This is a genomic window from Streptomyces sp. NPDC030165 (assembly GCF_055573595.1).
Genome location: NZ_JBVIBD010000052.1, coordinates 1 through 18,321, shown reverse-complemented (window position 1 = coordinate 18,321; position 18,321 = coordinate 1). Strand labels below are relative to the sequence as shown.

Annotated in this window: 20 protein-coding genes and 2 pseudogenes; 11 read left to right on the top strand and 11 right to left on the bottom strand. The window is 70.0% G+C overall.

What is annotated here, in order from left to right; translation table 11 throughout:
• A pseudogene (locus ACZ4Z1_RS41545) lies at positions 1 to 403 on the top strand (ISKra4 family transposase); the annotation flags it as partial.
• 8 nt (positions 404 to 411) lie between these two features.
• On the opposite strand, the gene ACZ4Z1_RS41540 reads toward ACZ4Z1_RS41545, so the two are convergent.
• The 3 genes and pseudogenes from ACZ4Z1_RS41540 to ACZ4Z1_RS41530 form a co-directional block, all read right to left on the bottom strand.
• Positions 412 to 852 (bottom strand): hypothetical protein, encoded by a 441-nt coding sequence (locus tag ACZ4Z1_RS41540; protein ID WP_468491907.1) that lies wholly within the window; start codon positions 850 to 852, stop codon positions 412 to 414.
• Positions 849 to 1,391 (bottom strand): annotated as a pseudogene (locus tag ACZ4Z1_RS41535) (Tn3 family transposase); the annotation flags it as partial. The pseudogene ACZ4Z1_RS41535 and the gene ACZ4Z1_RS41540, both read right to left, overlap by 4 nt.
• 23 nt (positions 1,392 to 1,414) lie before the next feature.
• Complete coding sequence (locus tag ACZ4Z1_RS41530) at positions 1,415 to 1,711, bottom strand: hypothetical protein (RefSeq protein ID WP_468491906.1); 297 nt, start codon at positions 1,709 to 1,711, stop codon at positions 1,415 to 1,417.
• 308 nt (positions 1,712 to 2,019) lie between these two features.
• On the opposite strand from ACZ4Z1_RS41530, the gene ACZ4Z1_RS41525 reads away from it, so the two are divergent.
• The gene (locus ACZ4Z1_RS41525; RefSeq protein ID WP_468491905.1) at positions 2,020 to 2,220 is read left to right on the top strand and encodes a hypothetical protein; all 201 of its coding nucleotides are present in this window, start codon (positions 2,020 to 2,022) and stop codon (positions 2,218 to 2,220) included.
• A gap of 434 nt (positions 2,221 to 2,654) precedes the next feature.
• Here ACZ4Z1_RS41525 and ACZ4Z1_RS41520 read toward each other — a convergent pair whose 3' ends face one another.
• Positions 2,655 to 3,038, bottom strand: a complete 384-nt coding sequence (locus tag ACZ4Z1_RS41520; RefSeq protein WP_468491904.1) for a hypothetical protein — start codon at positions 3,036 to 3,038, stop codon at positions 2,655 to 2,657.
• 320 nt (positions 3,039 to 3,358) lie between these two features.
• On the opposite strand from ACZ4Z1_RS41520, the gene ACZ4Z1_RS41515 reads away from it, so the two are divergent.
• Entirely contained in the window at positions 3,359 to 7,000 is a 3,642-nt protein-coding gene (locus ACZ4Z1_RS41515; RefSeq protein ID WP_468491903.1) for an nSTAND1 domain-containing NTPase, read from the top strand.
• A 513-nt stretch (positions 7,001 to 7,513) separates the two neighbouring features.
• Here the strand turns inward: ACZ4Z1_RS41515 and ACZ4Z1_RS41510 are convergent.
• From ACZ4Z1_RS41510 to ACZ4Z1_RS41490, 5 genes are all read right to left on the bottom strand, one after another.
• On the bottom strand, positions 7,514 to 8,389 hold the full coding sequence (locus ACZ4Z1_RS41510; protein WP_468491902.1) for a LysR family transcriptional regulator: 876 nt from the start codon (positions 8,387 to 8,389) through the stop codon (positions 7,514 to 7,516).
• A 1-nt stretch (position 8,390) separates the two neighbouring features.
• On the bottom strand, positions 8,391 to 8,522 hold the full coding sequence (locus tag ACZ4Z1_RS41505) for a hypothetical protein (protein WP_468491901.1): 132 nt from the start codon (positions 8,520 to 8,522) through the stop codon (positions 8,391 to 8,393).
• A gap of 275 nt (positions 8,523 to 8,797) precedes the next feature.
• Positions 8,798 to 9,112 (bottom strand): nuclear transport factor 2 family protein, encoded by a 315-nt coding sequence (locus tag ACZ4Z1_RS41500; RefSeq protein WP_468491900.1) that lies wholly within the window; start codon positions 9,110 to 9,112, stop codon positions 8,798 to 8,800.
• An 83-nt stretch (positions 9,113 to 9,195) separates the two neighbouring features.
• The gene (locus ACZ4Z1_RS41495; RefSeq protein WP_468491899.1) at positions 9,196 to 9,945 is read right to left on the bottom strand and encodes an SDR family oxidoreductase; all 750 of its coding nucleotides are present in this window, start codon (positions 9,943 to 9,945) and stop codon (positions 9,196 to 9,198) included.
• Positions 9,946 to 11,130: 1,185 nt separating this feature from the next.
• Entirely contained in the window at positions 11,131 to 11,289 is a 159-nt protein-coding gene (locus ACZ4Z1_RS41490; RefSeq protein ID WP_468491898.1) for a hypothetical protein, read from the bottom strand.
• A 199-nt stretch (positions 11,290 to 11,488) separates the two neighbouring features.
• Here ACZ4Z1_RS41490 and ACZ4Z1_RS41485 point away from each other — a divergent pair, with 199 nt between their 5' ends.
• Together ACZ4Z1_RS41485 and ACZ4Z1_RS41480 are read left to right on the top strand one after the other, a co-directional pair.
• On the top strand, positions 11,489 to 11,776 hold the full coding sequence (locus ACZ4Z1_RS41485; protein ID WP_468491897.1) for a hypothetical protein: 288 nt from the start codon (positions 11,489 to 11,491) through the stop codon (positions 11,774 to 11,776).
• Positions 11,777 to 11,838: 62 nt separating this feature from the next.
• A complete protein-coding gene (locus ACZ4Z1_RS41480; protein WP_468491896.1) occupies positions 11,839 to 12,321 on the top strand; it encodes a hypothetical protein in 483 nt (160 codons plus the stop codon).
• A gap of 241 nt (positions 12,322 to 12,562) precedes the next feature.
• Here ACZ4Z1_RS41480 and ACZ4Z1_RS41475 read toward each other — a convergent pair whose 3' ends face one another.
• Positions 12,563 to 13,483, bottom strand: coding sequence for a hypothetical protein (locus ACZ4Z1_RS41475; RefSeq protein WP_468491895.1), 921 nt, complete (start codon positions 13,481 to 13,483; stop codon positions 12,563 to 12,565).
• 238 nt (positions 13,484 to 13,721) lie between these two features.
• On the opposite strand from ACZ4Z1_RS41475, the gene ACZ4Z1_RS41470 reads away from it, so the two are divergent.
• On the top strand, positions 13,722 to 13,961 hold the full coding sequence (locus ACZ4Z1_RS41470) for a hypothetical protein (protein ID WP_468491894.1): 240 nt from the start codon (positions 13,722 to 13,724) through the stop codon (positions 13,959 to 13,961).
• A 58-nt stretch (positions 13,962 to 14,019) separates the two neighbouring features.
• Here ACZ4Z1_RS41470 and ACZ4Z1_RS41465 read toward each other — a convergent pair whose 3' ends face one another.
• Positions 14,020 to 14,160 carry a hypothetical protein gene (locus ACZ4Z1_RS41465; RefSeq protein ID WP_468491893.1) on the bottom strand — a complete coding sequence of 47 codons (141 nt, stop codon included), beginning with the start codon at positions 14,158 to 14,160 and terminating at the stop codon, positions 14,020 to 14,022.
• 241 nt (positions 14,161 to 14,401) lie between these two features.
• On the opposite strand from ACZ4Z1_RS41465, the gene ACZ4Z1_RS41460 reads away from it, so the two are divergent.
• From ACZ4Z1_RS41460 to ACZ4Z1_RS41440, 5 genes are all read left to right on the top strand, one after another.
• The gene (locus ACZ4Z1_RS41460; protein ID WP_468491892.1) at positions 14,402 to 14,677 is read left to right on the top strand and encodes a hypothetical protein; all 276 of its coding nucleotides are present in this window, start codon (positions 14,402 to 14,404) and stop codon (positions 14,675 to 14,677) included.
• Positions 14,678 to 14,952: 275 nt separating this feature from the next.
• Positions 14,953 to 16,005, top strand: coding sequence for a type III polyketide synthase (locus ACZ4Z1_RS41455; RefSeq protein WP_468491891.1), 1,053 nt, complete (start codon positions 14,953 to 14,955; stop codon positions 16,003 to 16,005).
• A 20-nt stretch (positions 16,006 to 16,025) separates the two neighbouring features.
• Positions 16,026 to 16,592 carry a cupin domain-containing protein gene (locus ACZ4Z1_RS41450; RefSeq protein ID WP_468491890.1) on the top strand — a complete coding sequence of 189 codons (567 nt, stop codon included), beginning with the start codon at positions 16,026 to 16,028 and terminating at the stop codon, positions 16,590 to 16,592.
• Positions 16,593 to 16,621: 29 nt separating this feature from the next.
• Positions 16,622 to 17,797: a cytochrome P450 gene (locus tag ACZ4Z1_RS41445; protein ID WP_468491889.1), complete on the top strand. Its 1,176-nt coding sequence runs from the start codon at positions 16,622 to 16,624 to the stop codon at positions 17,795 to 17,797.
• 53 nt (positions 17,798 to 17,850) lie between these two features.
• Positions 17,851 to 18,321, top strand: a 471-nt coding sequence (locus ACZ4Z1_RS41440) for a MarR family winged helix-turn-helix transcriptional regulator (protein ID WP_468491908.1), incomplete at its 3' end; no start/stop codon positions are given.

Genomic DNA, 18,321 nt, shown 5'->3' with positions numbered 1-18,321 from the left:
CGCCACCCATGCCCTCGCTGTTCTCGCAGGTCATGCCGCCGAGGCCGCCGACACCCTCCAGAACCAGGCCGACGCGGCCGAACTGACCGGCGAACAGCGCCACGGCGTGGACACCTGCGTCCGCTACCTGCGGAACAACAGCAAGTTCCTCCGCTACGGCCAGGCCCTCGCCGCCGGCTGGCCCATCGCCACCGGAATCATCGAGGGAGCAGCCAGGCACCTTGTCGCCGACCGCCTCGACATCAGCGGAGCTCGCTGGGGCCTCGACGGCGCCGAAGCCGTCCTCAAACTCCGTACCGTCGCCGCCAACAGCGACCTCGACACCTACTGGAAATACCACCTCGCTGCCGAGCACCGCCGTCTCTACCCAGCTGACCAGCATCGATACGCTCTCACGGCTTGACCGCGATCTCACTCAGGAAGAGCCGCACCCATCTGCGATCCGGTCATCGCCCTGTGGTGCTTCCGCGGGGGACCTTCCCTGATCGCGCTCGTCCGCCGCTGGTCAGGCCCAGCCGGACAGTAGACCATGCGCACGATCACGCCTCTGCCCCTCCTGACCAGACTGCACCGGCCTCTGACGGTCGACGAGGTCGCAGTGTCGCGGGTGCAGACGCACGCCCGGGTGAAGCCCTTGAGCACCTTGGACTGGGTGCCCAGGTGGCCCTCGATCGTGGCGCCCCGGATCCGCTCCCACAGCTCCTGGTCGATGCCCTCGAGTATCCACTTTCCCGTAACCGGATTGCCGAACTCGTCCAGACCCTCGTCGAGCCGCTCGGGAGCGCGGACCCGGTCGGTCCACCCCAGCCCCATCTGGGGCGCCAGGCCGGCCGGGGCATCGGACCGTGTCACCGCTCGTCGTCCTCGTCCGCGCCGCCGCCGGCGGTCGCGTCGCACAGTAGGCACAGGCCGCCGCCTGCCGGAACGGTTGCGCGGAAGCCGTAGCGGCCCAGGTAGTTGAGGTTCGCGTGGCGCAGCGGAGACAGGCGGGCGACGTCCTCGTCCGGGACGTCGTACTCCCGCTCCTCGGCGGGCAAGGCCCGCAGCTGGGTAACGGCGGCATCCAGGTAGCGGGTCGTCCACAGCACCGCGGCGTCCAGGACCAGGCCGAGCGCACCAAGCTGGTCCTCCTGCCCCTCCCGGTACGCCTGCATGATCTGCCTGCGCTTGCCATGGCAGATGTCCCTCGCCAGCTTGTGGGGGGATTCCTGCACCGTGCGTTGCCGGTTCATCTGCCTGCGGTAGATGTTGTCGTCCGGGTCGACCACCCGCAGCAGGTCGTACGCGTGGACCTGCTCGCACGCCAGGGAGCCGGCCACCCGCAGCATGTCCGGCCAGTGCGTGAACAACTTGTTCGAGTTCACCCGGTTGCGCGCCAGGCCCTCCGGGGCCCAGCGACTCCGCGACCCGGCCGTTACGCGGGTGCCGGCTGCGGCACCTCCAGCGCCCCTTGCTGCTGACTCAGTTGCAGGTGGCGAGTGAGGGAGTCGCGAGACACGCCTGTGCGCTGGCAGTACGCGGCGATCAGCATGCCTGCCATGTTCATCGTGTCCGCCGCGTCCGTGGCGCGGTACAGCATCATCCGCTTACAGGTGTGCATCTGATCAGGTTCGCCGTACCGCAGCACGTCGCGACAGTTGTCGACCGCCTCGGAGAGCAGTTGGTGAACCGCTAGCCGCAGCGGCTCGGGCATCGGGGTGTGTTGTTCCATGGCCGCAACCTAGAGGAGCCGCCTCAGAGCTCAGCCACCCAACTCCTGGCTCGTCCCCCTTGTGATCAGGGACCGTGCCGCGGTGCTGGTCAGCGGGGCGGCGGACACGGGTGGCGCGTGCGGGACGTCGGAGGCGGGGGCGTGCGCGCCGGTCGCGTATCTGGTGTGCCAATGGCCGTGTTCTGTAATGGCCAGTCACGTTTTCAACGAGGTGGTGGGCGGTGGCCTCCCTGCGGTCCTCATCCGGCGATGGCCCGGGCATCGGGTTCACCGGCCCTCGTCTCGGGGGCTGTTCGCAGGAGGTCTACGTGATCCGCTTCGCACCACGTCTCGTCACCGCCGTCCTCGGCTCGGCCGCCCTGGCCGCCACCGTGGCGCTGCCCGCGTCGGCCACTGCGCACCACGCCCCGGCCAAGCACCGCTCGCCGATCGTGATCGGCGCCGTGCAGGCCGACGGCCCCGGACGGGACACCCACGCCAACCGGAGATCGAACGATCCCGAGAAGTAGGGCTTTGGAGGAGACGCGGCTCACCGGGGCGGGCGCAAGTTTCAGCTGCTGGTGCTCCGGTCGTCGTAGTGGACGAGAGCCGGGGCGTACGGTTCGGGGGCCGGGCGCCCCGGCCTGTCCGTCGCCCGGCCGACAGGTCGTCACGGACTGAACTTGAGGATGTGTATCGGGTGGGTATCAGGGAGCGCTTCATTGCCCATCGAATCGGTCGGTGAGCCCGACCGCGGCGAAGTAAGGCCGCTCGGTCGGCCTCCTGCCCGCCCTGGAGGCGGACACGCTCGCGACATGGCTGGCCGAACGGCCCGGCATCGAGACCACCGCGGCTATGCAGGCCGAGGCCTCCGCAGCTCGCTGCGGAGGCCTCGGCTCATATCTGCCGACGCTTCGTTTCCTGTGTGTTGCCTACTCAGGCCGTGTACGGTTCCGCGGCCCGGTCAGTGGCAGCGCTTGACCTTTTCGATGGCCGCGGGCCATTTCCACTTGAAGTTCTGTGACTTGTTCTTCTTGACCATGTGGCACACGAAGTCGCTGCCGTGCTTGACGTTCACCTTGTAGCCGATCTTGCGGCCGCACTTGTTCGTGACCTTGAGCTTGTCGGTGTAGCCGGAGGTGTTCAGCGTGCCGTGCCGCGCACAGCGAGGGAGTGAGGAGTGCCAGGGGATGCGGGCTTTCGGGCTGCTGGTCTGCTTCTGGGCCGCGGTGATCTTCTGGGGGCGGGGCTGCGGCGTGGGAGTGGCGGAGTTCGCCGGTGCGATGGCGCCGATGGCCAGTGCCGCGGCGGCGATCCCCACTGGAGCTGTGTGACGGATGACGCGCATGTTCCTCCTTGGCTTGCGTGCTCTTACGACGCCCTCGCTCGCCCAGGCAGATCCGTGTGGCCGGGAGGGTGGTCGTTCGGATGGTCTGACCGGTCGCGGGCGGTCGCCGGGCAGCGGGTCTTGCGACCGTGCTGCGCCGGGCCCGATGGCCGCGTCAGTTCCTGAGTTTTCGGAGGCCGGGTTTGATGCGCAGGGCCGTCACGTGGGTCGAATCAAAAGCTACGCCCGAGCGGTGCGGTTCGGGGGTTGGCCGACAGTCGTCTTCTGGCCCAGGAGCGGACCGTGCTGGGCTGGGCCGATGGTGTTTCCGTTCGGGGGGAGTGGCACGGTTGGGGCGTCGTGAGCTTCCGCTGGATCCGGCCGCGGGTCCGGTGCAGCGGTTCGCCGATGAGTTGCGGAAGCTGCGTCGGGAGGCGGGCGGGATCACCTACCGGGCAATGGCACAGCGAGTGGAGTGCTCGGCTCCGACGCTGTCGCGGGCCGCTTCCGGAGAGCAGCTTCCTTCGCTGTCCACGGTGCTGGCGTATGTCCGGGCCTGTGGTGGTGACGCGAGGGAGTGGGAGGAGCGCTGGCGCCGGGCCGCGCGCGAGGCGGCGGCCATGCCTCCGGAGCGAGCGGCGGAGGGGGCCGAGCCGCCTTACCGCGGGCTGGCCCGGTTCGAGGCGGCGGACCAAGACCGGTTCTTCGGCCGGGACGCCCTCGTTGCGACGCTGGTGGACTGCGTGGTCTCCCACCGAATCACGGTGGTGGTGGGCCCGTCCGGCAGCGGCAAGTCATCGCTCTTACGGGCCGGCCTGATCCCTCGTTTGCAGCGCACCACCGGCCCGTTGCCGCAGCCCGCAGCACTGCGCATCCTCACTCCCGGGCCCCGGCCGCTGCACATGCACCGTGCACGCTGCGTCCCGGCAGAACTGGAGGGGGGAGGGGGAGACACCTGGCTGATCGTAGATCAGTTCGAGGAACTCTTCACGCTCTGCCACGACACGCACCAACGGACAGGCTTCATCGAACTACTGCTGGCTGCCCGGAAGGCAACCAGCCGCCTGCGCGTGGTGCTGGGAGTACGGGCGGACTTCTACGGCCGCATCCTGGAACTGCCCGGCCTGGCCGCCGCCGTACGCGAAGCCACGGTGCCGGTCGCGCCGATGAGCCCGGCCGAGCTGCGCCAGGCGATCATCAAGCCCGCCACGGCCGCGGGCCTCTTCGTGGAACGTACCCTGACCGCCCGCCTGATTCAGGAAGTCGGCCATGAGCCCGGCGCCCTGCCGCTGCTCTCACATGCCCTGCTGGAAACCTGGCGCCGGCGCCGGGGCCGTACCCTCACCCTGGACGCCTATGAAGCCGCCGGCGGCATCCACAGCGCCATCGCCCGCACCGCCGAAGACCTCTACACCCGCCTCACGCCCCCACAGGCCGCAGCGGCCCGCCGCATCCTGCTGCGGATGATCACCCCGGGAGAGGGCGCACAGGACACCCGGCGTCCCCTGGCCCACAGCGAGACATGGACCGGGCATCCGGCGGATCGCGCTGCCGCCCTGGAAGCCTTGGCCCGCTCCCGCCTGATCACCGTCGACGACGAGAACGCCGACATCGCCCACGAGGCCTTGATCACCTCCTGGCCCCGGCTCAGCAGGTGGATCGAAGAAGACCGTGAGCGCTTGGTCGCTCACCGCAAACTGACCGAAGCGGCCCAAGCCTGGGACCAGCTTCAGCGTGATCCCGGCGCTCTCTACCGCGGCACGCGGCTTTCCGCGGCCAAGGACCTCTTCGCCTCGTCGCGGCACCGCGCCCACCTCACGCCGTTGGAGGACGCCTTCCTCCAGGCCAGCCTCGTCGCTGCACAGCGCCAGACCCGTCGTACCCGCCAGCTCGTCGCGGCGCTCAGCATCCTGCTGGTCCTGGCGCTCGCCGCGACAACCTCCGCCGTGCAGAAGGCCTTCGACGCCGACACCCAGCGCCGTCTCGCGGTCTCCCGCGAGCTGGCCGCCCGCGCCGAGGCGATGACCGGCCAGCACCCAGAGGCCGCCATGCTTCTTGCCCTGCAGGGGTACCGGCAGGCGCCTACCGTCGAGGCCCGCAGCAGCCTGCTCAGTTCCTACGCCGGGTACTACGCGAACCAACTCACCGGCCACACCGACGTAGTGGACGGTGTGGCGTTCTCTCCCGACGGCCGCACTCTGGCCACCGCCAGCTACGATCACAGCGTCAAAATGTGGGACACCCGCTCCCACCGCCTCATCGCGACGCTCACCGGCCATACCGACTCGGTCAACGACCTGGCGTTCTCCCCCGACGGGCGTGTCCTGGCGACCGCCGGCAACGATCGAAGCATCAAACTCTGGGACACCCGTACCTACCGGACCACCGCCACCCTCACCGGCCACACCAACATGGTCGAAGGGGTGGCGTTCTCCCCCGACGGCCGTACGCTGGCCAGCGCCGGCAGCGACCGCACCACCCGCCTGTGGGACGTGGCCTCGCACCGGATGACCGCCACCCTCACCGGCCAGGACGAGGCGGTGATGCGGGTGGCGTTCTCCCCCGACGGCCGTACGCTGGCCACCGCGGGCGGTGAGCGCACCACCCGCCTGTGGGACGTGGCCTCGCACCGGATGACCGCCACCCTCACCGGCCGGAACGAGGCGGTGATGCGGGTGGCGTTCTCCCCCGACGGCCGCACGCTGGCCACCGCGAGCAGCGACCGCGGCGTCACACTCTGGGACACCCGTTCCCACCGGCAGACTGCTGCCCTCACCGGCCACACACAGATGGTGCAGGATGTGGCGTTCTCGCCGGACGGACGCGTCCTGGCCACCGCGAGCAGCGACCGCTCCGCTCGCCTCTGGGACCTGCGCACACACCGGCCACTGGCCGCCTTCACCGGAAACGGCGCTGTCCACGGGGTCGCGTTCTCCCCCGACGGGCGGGTTCTGGCCACCGCCGACCAAGATCACACCGTGCATCTGTGGAACACCGCCTCTCACCGGAAGATCACCGTCCTGACCGGCCGTTCGGGCATTGCCACCTCCACCGCGTTCGCGGACGGCAGCGGCGCCCAGGCCGCCTTCGATTACCTCCATGGTGTGGCGTGGTGGACTCCGAAAGCACCGGGACCGGCCATGCCCCGCATCCGTTCCGCCCCCTTGGAAGGGGCCACGACGGCCGATGGCCGCATCCTGGCCATCGCCGACAAGGACGGCACCGTACGCCTGTGGAACATGCTCGCCGGACGGCAGACCACCCCCCTGCGCGGGCCTCCCGGCGTCATCCGCTCGATGGCCTTCAGCGGCGACAACCGGACACTGATCACCTGCGGAGCCGACGGGACCATACGCCGGTGGGACGTCGCCACCGGCCGCACCACCGCCACGTTGACCGGAGCTCCCGGCACGACCACCGCGGTCGCCGTCAGCCCTGACGGCCGTACGGTAGCCACAGCCGGAATCGGCGGCACCACCCGCCTGTGGGCAGTGGACTTCCACCGCATGTCCGCCACCCTGAAAAGCCACAGCTACGCCATCGCCGCACTGGCCTTCAGCCCCGACGGCCGCACCCTGGCCACCGCCGGCACCGACAGCACCACCCGCCTGTGGGACACCGCCTCACACCGGCGATCGGCCACCCTCACCGGCCACACCAACGCCCTGTCGGCGCTGGCCTTCAGCCCCGACGGCCGCACCCTGGCCACCGCCGGCACGGACCACACCGCCCGCCTGTGGGACCTGCGCTCCCGCCGGACGACCGCCGTACTCACCGGCCACACCGACGCGGTGCTGAAGGTGATGTTCTCCCCCGACGGCGGTACGGTGGCCACCCGCGGCCAGAACGGCACTGCACGTCTGTGGAGCACGGACATCGACGATGTCGCCACCCGCATCTGCGGTCTCAGCAGGGCCAACAACTGGCCCCGGCTCCTTGCGGACCCGACGGTCAAGGAACTCTGCCCACAGCCTGCGTCCTGAACCGGAGCACTCCGTTGCGAAACACTTCCGGCCGAACGCGCGCGAGCCACCAGAGTGTGGCTGTCCTTGTGTCCGTACCTTGCAAATCAGGCAGCAGCACAGCCGGACGGCTGGACCTCGCAAGTCGGACCGGCACCAGCTCGCCGACGTGCGGGGTGATCCCCCGGCCGACGCACCGCGAGGCACAGCTGCGCTTCGCATGGGGCCTGGGGCATGGGGTACGCCGAGGAAGCGTTGGCGTGCGAGGACGCCCTCCGGAGGCTGTTCACCAGACGTGCCCGCACGGGCTGCGGGCACGCTCGGCGCTCACCCCACCCGGCTCAGTCCTGTTTTCTGCCCGGACTCCGTACGAAGGGACGCCGCCGACCCGCCGATGACGTCCGCGGGATACCGCTGACGATCGGCCAGTGCGCCACCGCCCGACGGGTGGTGGCGCACACCCACGTCGCGGCATGGAGCGGGCCCCGGTCACGCCAGTAGGTGTCCGGCGCCTTGTCGTGTGATGGTTCGTGCTCACAGCCTCACGTGGGTGAGGAACGTGGTGCGGCTGGGGCAGGTGGTGTGGGGGAGGTAGAGCGCGTGGAGTGGCGCGTGGGTGGGGGGCTCGAGGGTGAGGACGTGCGCCTTGCCGCCCGCCGCGGGGCCCGGCGGGGTGGTGACGAAGGCGATGCGGCGGGTGCCGATAACGGCGGTGGCCGGCGGTGTGCCTTGGCGGGCGGTGCGTTCGGTGTCCGGTTCGAAACCGGCGTTGCGGCAGTGGTCGATGAGGAGGTCGGTGTAGCCGGAGCGGCCGGGGGCGCCCCAGACCAAGAAGGACTCGTGGGCGAGTTCGGGCAGGGTCACGGATGTGCGGGCGGCCAGGGGATGGTCGGAGGAGACGGCGATGTGCAGGCGCTGGTGGCCGAGGGGGGTGCGGGTCAGACCGTGAGCGGGCATCATTCCGCGGCACAGGCCGATGTCGAGGTCGCCGGCGAGGAGGGCGGCGGTCAGCTCGGAGGGGTAGCGCTGGTGGATCTCGGGGGTGATTTCGGGGTGGGTGTCGGTCACCGGGGCGAGCAGGGTGACGAGTTCGTCGCCGGTGACGGCGGGGGTGTAGCCGATGCGGAGCGTCTGGGTCTCGCCGCGTCCGATGCGCCGGGCGCGGTGCAGGGCGGCGCGGGTCATGCCGTTGAGGACACGGGCGTCCTCGAGCAGAGCCGCTCCGGCGGGAAGCACGGTGACGCCGGTGCTGCCGCGCTCCAGCAGGGGAACCCCGACTTCGCGTTCGAGGACCCGGATGGAGGTGGACAGGGCTTGTTGGGACAGGTGGAGCCGGGCGGCGGCACGGGTGAGGCTGCCTTCCTCGGCGACGGCGATCAGATGATCGAGTTTGTTCAGGTCCAGTCGCACCTCAACACCTCTCGGCTTGATGGTGGACGATGAAGAGGTTGGCTGCCAGCGTGGCGGCCACCGTCAGGCCCATGCCCAGGACGGCGCCGCCGATTCCTAGGGCGGGTGCACTGAAGCCCAGAGTCAGCACCACGGCTCATCACGTCTTCCTTCCGCGTTCGGTCGGCGTCATCGGCCGTCCCGTCCTTTCCGCCCGACCGGGACGCCACGGGCAGAGACACCGAGCAGGCCGGCCCGCCCGGACCGCGATCGGCGGCCTGGATGGCATGGTGTCGTGCTGTACGCATCCCCCGGTACCACCGGCACGGCTTGCCCACCGGCCATGAGCGGGTCGGTGGGCAAGCCGTGCCGCCACGCGGGTGGTCCCGTGGGCGCACCGAACCCGGCATGGCGGGCGGGAAGGGCCCCTCAGGCTTGGCCGGTTTCGAAGCGGCTGATGCGGCCGTCGGTGACGGTGAAGGCCCACCGCGTGCGCATACTGCCCCAGGTGGAGTTGGTGTACGTGGCCGTCAGGGTCCGGCCGTCGGCCGAGACGTCCTCGATGTCCATGCGGCCGTTCGAGGAGAAGATCTCGCGCTCCGCCCACGCGGAAAGGTTACGGTCGGTGCCGTCGTCGGACATGGTGGCGTCATCAGTCAGCGTGGCGAAGAAGGAGCCCTTGTCGCCAGCGTTGACGGCGGTGACGAAGGCGGCCACCGCGGGGTCACTCGGATGTGCGGTCATCAGTACCTCCTGGTGTTGCGCGCAGGGCGCCGACGCCGGCGGGACTGACCCGGCCGGTGCACCCACGCCGGGAGACCACGGGGTCAGCGGGTGGTGTAGCCGCCGTTGGGGAACATCGTCTGACCGGTGAACCACCATCCTTCGGTGGCCAGGAACCTGATGATCGGGACGATGTCCTCGATGTGGGTGAGCTGGTTGCCCATCGCCTGCGACTTGTGGAACTCCACCCGCTCCGGCGTCTCCTGCGGGTAGAAGAACGGCGTGTCCATCGGCCCCGGAGCCACCGTGTTCACGGAGATCCCGCGGTCTGCGAACTCCTTGGCCGCCGCCCGGGTGAAGTGCTCGAGCGGCGCCTTGCCGCCGGCGTAGGTGGAGTAGCCGTCGGTGAAGGCGGCCAGCAGAGACGTGCCCAGGCTGATGATCTTGCCGTGGTCGTTCAGCCGGCGCCCGGCCTCCTGGATGAAGAAGTACGCCGCCTTGGCGTTGATGCCGAACATGCGGTCGTATTCTTCCTCGGTGGTCTCCAGGATCGGCTTGCGCAGCACCATCCCGGTGGTGTTGACCGCGATGTCGGCGCCGCCGTAGGTGTCCACCGCCGTGTCGAAGAGCCGCCTTACGTCGGCGACCTTCGTCAGGTCCCCCTGGACGGAGACGGCCTGTCCTCCGGCCTCCTGGATCGCCTTCACCGTCTGCTCGGCCTCGCTCTCGGAGCTGTGGTAGTGCACCACCACCTTCGCCCCGGCCTCCGCGAATGTCCTGCTGATCAGCCCGCCCAGGTTCTTCTCGCCACCGCCGACGACGGCGACCTTGTCCCGCAGCGTGTTCTCAGTCATGCTCCGCACTCCCTCAGTCCTTGCTGGCGATCGACTTGATCACGTAGTACGGACGAGCCTAGGCGGACATTCCGGGCATCGGGTAACAGAAGTTTCGGGTCGCCCCACAAACATCATCGGTACCCCAGCCAGCGGACTGGTGCGCCGGAAAGCGGCTGACTCCTGCCTTCCTCGACGGTGTCGCCTTAAGCGCTCCTGCAACCTGCATAGCCGCCACCTGCGGATATGTCCGGTCAGCCCCGACGCTCACAGTGGGGCTGCGACTGCCTCTCCCCGCGGGGTGCGCGGGGAGGCACCGTCGCCCGGACGGACAAGTCCAGGCGGCTGTTCATGTCGAGCTCGAACCGGCCGTACGGGTTCACGTGGGTCCAGAGTCGCGGGGGCAGGGCCCGCCGGTCAGACCGCCACCGACTCCCTGGCCGCACTCCATATCACGGGCATCTTCATCTGGTCCGCAAGCTGATCCGAAAGTCACGACCTAGCCGTCCGTGGGGCGTCCGTGCGTGGACTCCCGGAAGGCCGGACCAGGGGCGCTCCGCCTCCCGGGACGGACGGCGAAGTCGCCGCACCAGTTCTCGGGGCGCAGCCACAGCACACGGCCTGGACACGCGGGGGACCGGCGAGGGTGCGGGGAGAGCGGCCCAAGCACGGAGGACCCGATGGTCAACCCGACCCCGACGTACATCTCGCCGGAGCGGCTGGAGCGCCTGGAGGAACTCGCCGACGTGAGCCGGCTGCGGGCGGCGCTCTGTACCTGTCCCGCTGTACCTGTCCCCGAAGCCGCCACCGCTCCTGCGCCGCTCACGCTCACGGCAGTACCCCAGCGGCCGGCCGAACCCGTGACAGCCCACGCGCCGGCAGCATCGACGGCATCGGAGGTAAGTGCCAGTCGTACCGGAAGTTGCTCTTTGAGGCTGATGCTGTGGAATGGCCTTGCCGTGAAGGTGGCCGGGGTGCCGTCAGGAGGAAGCTGGCGCTGCGGCGTCCAGGTGGTCAAGGCGTTCGTACAGTGCCCGCACAAGCCGGGCGAGGTGCTGAACGCCGGCCACGGTGGCCCGCGGCTGTCCCGCCAGGCGCCGTTCGGTTTCCCGAGAACGACTTCGGCCAGGGCCCGCACCTTGCTGTCCTTGGGAAGTGCGGCGCAGCGCCGCTGGACGTCGCCGACCACGGCCCGGGCGTGCCCGGTCAGCTGCAGGGCGATCTGTCGTAGTCGCGTGGCTGGAGCATCGGCTTGGGACCGGACCAGGCCAGGACGGCTTTGACCAGTGACAGGTAGGGCTCGCGGTCGAGCGGCAGGGCCTGCTCCAGCAGGCCGCTGAGGTCGTACAGGATGTGCTGGTCCATGCGCGGCTGCCCTCTCGTACGCGGTGCCCGTTCCGGCGCGCGGCGGGGGCCGGAGCACGCCGGAACGGCTTACGCACAGACAACGCCGCGCCGGGCGCTCGGACCATGACGAACCGCAGTCCTTTCGCCCCGTCGGCACCCTGGCAAGTTGACCCGTCCTTTACCCGAGCGGAGGCGGTCGGCGCCCTACCGTGGCCTCATGGAGCGGGTGAGAAACCGGGCGCTCGGCAGCTGGATGAACCAACATCGCTTCACCACGATCGAGCTGGCCGACCGGGTCAATGCGGCCCTGGAAAAGCTCACCGGCCGGCGCGGCCGTATCAGCGACCGGACCGTCTTCCGCTGGCTGTCCGGAGAAACTCCATGGCCCCAGGCCCGCCAACGCCAAGCCCTGCAGATGGTGACCGGTCAGTCGGCGACCGGCTTAGGGTTCGTTCCCCGTACCGCTGGCGGGGGGAGGACGAGGTGCGCCGACGCCGCTTTGTGACCACGGCCGGTGGCGCCGCCCTGCCGAGGAACGCCGCGGTCGGCATGAGCGACGTACGGCGCATGCGCGCACGGATTGACGCCCTGGCTCACCAGGACGATGCGCACGGCGGCAGCCGCGGCCTGGAGAAGACGGCACTGGGCCGTGCCGACCAGGCGCAGGAATTGCTGCAACGCACGGTGGCCTTGTCCCGGGTCCGCGGCGCGCTGCATGCGCTGGCCGCGGATGCGACCACCACGGAGGCCTGGGCGGCGATCGACACCAACCGGCAAGCCGTCCTGCGCTCCCTGGGCTACGCCGAGCGCTCGTCCACCCGCGCCGACACCACCGCCCGGCGCCCGGGCTGGCTGCGGTTCTACGACGCGGCCGAGCTACACGGCCTGGCCGCCGTCTTCCACCAGCGCCTCGGGCAGTATGATATCGCCGAATATCGCGCCCACCACGCCCTGGCTCAGTTGCACCCTGACTTGGTGCGCAACCGCGCGTACTACACCGCCACGCTCGCCCTGTCCCAGGTCGCCCAGCGCAACATCGAGCAGGCATGAGCCACTGCCGACCAAGTGCTCGCCCTGGCCGGGCCGGCCCTGGCCTCTGCGCGCATCCGCACCCTGCTCAGGCAGTTCCGCATCCGCCTGTCCGCCCTCGCGTCCTACGAGCCGGCCGCCGCCGACTGGCTGCACCGTCCCGCCCCACCTCCCGATAGGAGATGAGCGTCGTGCCCGACAGTCTGCTGCAACTCATCCGTGCCGAGCAGTACCACGAGGTCCGTGATCTGCTACTCGACGTCTACCGCGAAATCCACGCCGACGAAGACGTGGCGTTCCATGACGTGGACCGGTTCGCCGAGCGCGCCGATATGTACGCTTCCCTGGACGGCTGGAGCGCTGTCCTCGGACGCACGGGAGACAGCGGGGGAGAGGCGACCGGGTACGCCTTCGGCGCCCCGCTGCCGGCCGGCTCCGCCTGGTGGGACACTGCTGCCAGCCTGCTGCCGGACGGCTTCACGCGCGAGGACGGCCGGCGCACCTTCGCCGTCTTCGAGGTCATGGTCCGCCGCCCCTGGCGCGGCACCGGCGAGGCACGCTGTCTCCATGAACGGCTCCTGCACGACCGGCCGGAGCAACGCGCCACGCTGCTGGTCGACGCTCGGTGCTCTGGCCTGAGACGGTCGGGCACAGGAGCAGGCTGGAACTCCAAGTCCTCGTCGTACCAGCAGCCCACCTCGGTGCCGAAGACGCGCCGGTAGATCTCCTCCAGTGCTTCCGGATCCTCGTCCGCCTTGACACTCTCGGCCGGCATCTGCCGTACCAGGCCGACATCGACACGCCCCTCGGGCGAGGCCTCGTCGATGAAGCCGGCCAGCCCGGCGGTCAGCGCCTTGGCCGCCTCCTCGGTGGACTCGCCGCGTGCGGTGGCGAACGCCGCGAGGGCCTTCTGGTCCACGAACGGCAGGGTCCGTTCCGGGGAGGCAGGTTGGTTCGCCCCGCTGCCCAGCCAGGTCTTCACCTCGGGCACAGCCTTCTGCATCTCTTCCACCCCGGCGGCGAACACCTCGCTGGCGGCCATGGACCAGTGCGCATCGTCCGCTACCGAGTTGATCCGGTACCCCGATGCCAGATGCCTTGCCTCATCGGTCAGCTCGTCGAGGTTGATGTTCAGGTACTGGGCGACGTACACCGAGCCGGCGAGAGTGGTGAGGGGTTTCATCAGGCTTCTCCTCGATCCGTTCGCCCCATGAAGATTCCGCAGGAACGGGCCAGGCCGGACCCCGGCCCCACCGGTGGCCTGGCCTGCTCTGCCTGCGCCGTCATGCCGGCGCCGCTCCCGCCCTCGTGAAGATCACATAGGAGCGCCTTTCCGGGACCGGCCGCCAAAACCTCGTTTCCCGGCCCCGCCCCGGCCTTGAATCACCGGGGCCCGGCTACGTCGCCCGCGAAAAGCCACCATGCCCAGGCAACCGATGTCGCAGTGGCCGGCCTTCGCCCGCCGCCACGGCCTCGACCCCGCACACCCGGTGCAGTGGGAGGCCGAAGCCCTCGAACCGCACGAGCTGCAGCGCTTGGTCCTCGCCGCCGTCGCCCCCTACGTCGACCGCCAGGTGCTCGCCGAGCAGATCGCCCGCGAGGAAGCGCAGCGCCGCGCCCTGACGGATTTCCCCAGCGACTGGGGTACGACGGGCAGGTAGAGCCCGCGCTGCTGGCCCCCGCCGGGACGCGCGGTCGGCCAGCAACGTCGACGTCAGGTCACTGACGGTGGAGAAGATCCAGGGTGCCGAGGCCCCCGACGAAGGAGCCGAGTGCATCGAGCATTTCGAGAAACGGCACGTTAGCCATCGCGCAGATGAGGTCGGCCAGCAGGACGGGAGCGGTGAGCAAACCCAGCATGGTGAGGAAGGGCTTGCTGAAGTGGCAGATGGCCCGCCAGGTGTGGGCGCGCAGCCGGGCGGCGATCAGGCGGTGGCGGGGTATGCGGGGCAGGGCGGCTCGGACGGGGCAGGGGTGGGTTCGGGCTGGGACATGGGTGCACTCCTGGGTGCGAGCGACGGGCGGTGGTGGGCGGCGAACATCGTTCGCTGCCCCGGGCGAAGGACGCCCGTGTCGCCGGTGGGTGCTGGGAGCCTGCTGTATGGACAGGGACGAGGAGCTGCTGCGCGGCCGGGTCTACGGCACGGACTACGACGACCCGCACCCGGGTCCGCGGCCGGGCCGTCCTTACGCGGAGCTGGTGGGCGGCCCGCTGGACGGACTGCTGCTCGACATCACCAGCTGGACACCGCAGGAGGTCGCCACCGGGGCCGCGCTGATGACGGAGATCGGACAGTTCGGCGTCGGCGACCGGGCACTGTACGAGCCTCAGCCGGGAGATACGGGCCGGTGGGACTGGGACGGCGACATCCTCTGAGAACCGGGTCACCGCCGAGACGGATACAGCGGCTGCGGCACGGTTCCGCCCGGACCGCGTCGCAGGCCAGCGGCGCTCCCTGGCCCCGTGCCCGGCGAGCTCGTCATCGACATCGTTGTTGCCCTGCCCCGCACAGTGCACCTTCCCGGGGCGGTCTTCCTCGGATCACCCGTATGGCCCGTGAGCAGGAAGGGGGGAACCGGATGTGTGATGATCGACAAGTGCGCGTCGGGGGCAACGGAGGCACTTTCGCTCCGATGGGGTAAGGGGGTCGCATGGCGACCTTGTGCCGGCCGGCCGTCTCGGTTCCGGAGCACGTCATCACCATGGAGGAGACGCTCGAGCTCGCACGCTCGCGGCATGCAGACCATCCCCAGCTGGGTCTCGCGTTGCGCTTGATGGAGAACACCGGGGTGCGGACCCGGCACCTCGTGCAGCCGCTCGCTGAGACACTTGCGCACCCGGGCTTCGAGCAACGCAACAGGTTGTATGCGGCCGAGGCCAAGGCGCGGGTACCGCTGGTCGTGCGGCGCGCGCTGGAGGACGGCGAGCTGTCGGCCGCAGAGATCGACATGATCATCTATGTGTCCTGCACCGGGTTCATGATGCCCTCGCTCACTGCCTGGCTGATCAACACGATGGGTTTCCCCTCCCATACCCGGCAGATACCGATCGCTCAGCTGGGCTGCGCGGCGGGCGGGGCGGCCATCAACCGGGCCCACGACTTCTGTACGGCCTATCCGCAGGCGAACGCGCTGATCGTGGCATGCGAGTTCTGCTCCCTGTGCTATCAGCCCACCGATACCGGTATCGGATCGCTGCTGTCCAATGGTCTGTTCGGCGACGGGATGGCCGCAGCGGTCGTTCGCGGGACGGGCGGCCACGGTATCCGCCTGGAGCGCAACGGCTCGTACCTCATCCCGGGGACGGAGGACTGGATCGCGTACGACGTACGGGCCACGGGTTTCCACTTCCTGCTGGACAAGCGAGTGCCGGGCACCATGGAGCCGCTCGCCCCCGTGCTGCGCAGCCTCGCCGACGAGCACGGCTGGGACGCCTCGGACCTCGACTTCTACATCGTGCATGCCGGCGGGCCGCGGATCCTCGACGACCTGAGCACCTTCCTCCACGTCAGACCGGAAGCGTTCCGGCACAGCCGGGCCACGCTCACCGAATACGGCAACATCGCGAGCGCCGTCGTCCTGGACGCGCTACGCCGACTGTTCGACGAAGGCGGCGCCGCCGACCAGGCGCGCGGCCTCCTGGCCGGGTTCGGCCCGGGCATCACGGCCGAGATGGCACTGGGCCGCTGGAGCCGCACGCCGTGACGTCTGCGGAAGGAAACCCGATGACCGAGCACTCTCACACCGTCCCCCCACCCGCGGACAGCGCTCTGATCGTGCCCCCCGGGGCAGGCCGCACCCTTCATGCCGCCGCCCAGCACGTGACCTTCAAAGTGACCGGCGCGCGGTCGCGCTTCGCATCGAGCTTCGAAGTACGCGTACCGCCGGGCTTCGACGTCGGCGCGCATGTCCACACGCGCAGCGAGGAACTGTTCTACGTCCTTGAGGGCGAACTCGACGTCCTCGCCTTCGAGCCCCGGGTGCGCACCCCGGACAGCTGGCGGGGATGGCGATCGCCGAAGGGCGAGCGGGTGGTCCGCGCCACGCCCGGCACCGTCATCCTGGTCCCGCCTGGATGCCCGCACGCCTTCGCCAACCCCACCGACGTCCCGGCCCGGATGTTCTTCCAGTCCTCCCCACCCCCGGACCACGAACGCTACTTCGAAGAACTCCTGACGATCCTGTCCGCCGACGGGCCCGTGGACCACAGCGCCATCGCCGCACTGCGCCGCCGCTACGACATCGAGCAGCTCACACCGCTGCGCCATGACCTACCGGCGAGGAGCCAGTAATGCAGGACGCACCCGCTCCCTTGTACGAGGTGTCAGACTTGCCCGCCCTCGATTTCGACCCCTTCCTGCGCGACGCACTGCAGGCCGGACCGGTCATCCGAGTCCGGCTGCCGCACGGAGCCCCCGGCGAGTGCTGGCTGGCGACAGGGCACGACGCCGTCCGGTTCGTCACCTCTGATCCCCGGTTCAGCCGCGACATCGTCGGCCGGCCCCTGCCCAGCATGAACAAGTATCTCGTCCCGCTGGACCGCGCGGTCAGCTTCGTCGACCCGCCAGGCCACGCCCGCGTCCGTTCCGTGGTCTCCTCGGCGTTCAACCGCTCCGGCATGGAAGCCCTGCGGCCGCGCGCTCAAGCCGTACTCGACGAACACATCGACTCCATGGTCGCAGCCGGACCGCCCGCCGACCTCGTCCAGCACGTGACCTCCCCCTTCCCCCTGCATGTCATCGGAGCGCTGCTGGGCGTGCCGGAGGCTGACCGCCCGCGCCTGCGCTCGTGGGCGGGCGCCATCCTGACCCGGGCGAAAGACGAGGCCGGGGTCGAGCGCGCCCGGCAAGCCAAAGAGGAAGGCCGCGCGGCCTTCCGGGAACTGGCCCGTGAACGCCAGCTCCGCCCGCAGGACGACCTCATCAGCGAACTGGCAGCCGCGGCCCAGAGCGGCAGGATCGAGGAAGAAGAAGTTCTGGCCCTGGCCATGCTGATGGGAATCAACGGCTGGCACGCGGTACGCAACCACACCTCCAACATGGTCTATCTCCTGCTCACCAATGACAGCCTGAGGAACCGGCTGCGGTCCGACCCCCACGCCGTACCGGTGGCCGTGGAGGAACTGCTGCGCTGGATCCCCCACAAGCACGGCGTGGGACAAGCCCGCATCGCCACCGAGGATGTCGAAATGGAGGGCGTGCTGATCCGCCGGGGCGAGGCCGTCTACGTCTCCTACGTGGCAGCGAACTGGGACGAGCGGTGCTACACCGCACCGCACCGGATCGACATCGACCGCGAAGGCCCGCCCCACCTGGCCTTCGGCTACGGCCCCCACCACTGCCTGGCGCCACTGCTGGCCCGCATGGAAGCCGAACTGCTGCTGACCACCCTCATCACACGCCTCCCCGACCTGCGGCTGGCCATCGATGCCGCAGCCGTTTCCTGGCAGAAGGACGTACTCATCCGAGGGCCGGTGGCACTCCCGGTCACCTGGTAGACACCGAACCCTAGGAGCAGGAGCAGGAGCAGGAGCAGGAGCAGGACCGGCTCCTGGTCTACGGGGCCGCCCGCCTCAGCGAACGCATCAGCCTCTCCCCGGCCGCCGCCTCCGCCCTGCTCAACCGCATGGAACAGGCCGGCCACATCGTGCGCACCCGCGAACACAGCGACCGCCGCGTGGTCACCCTGCGCGCCGGCGAACAGGCCAAAGCCCTCGCCGAGCAGTTCTTCCCCCTGGCCGACCGCCTGGGCCGCGCCATGGCCCACTACCCGCCCGACGTGCTGCGCCAGTTCGCCACTCTCATGTACGACATCCACCACGCCAACCGCACCCACCTGGACGAAGCAGCACAGGCCCAGCAGGCCCCGGCCGGACGCCCTGACACCCTCGCGCCCGGCTGGAAGCCGTACCGCAGCCGGACAGGGCGGTGGGGGGGGGGGGGGGGGGGGGGGGGGGGGGGGGGGGGGGGGGGGGGGGGGGGGGGGGGGGGGGGGGGGGGGGGGGGGGGGGGGGGGGGGGGG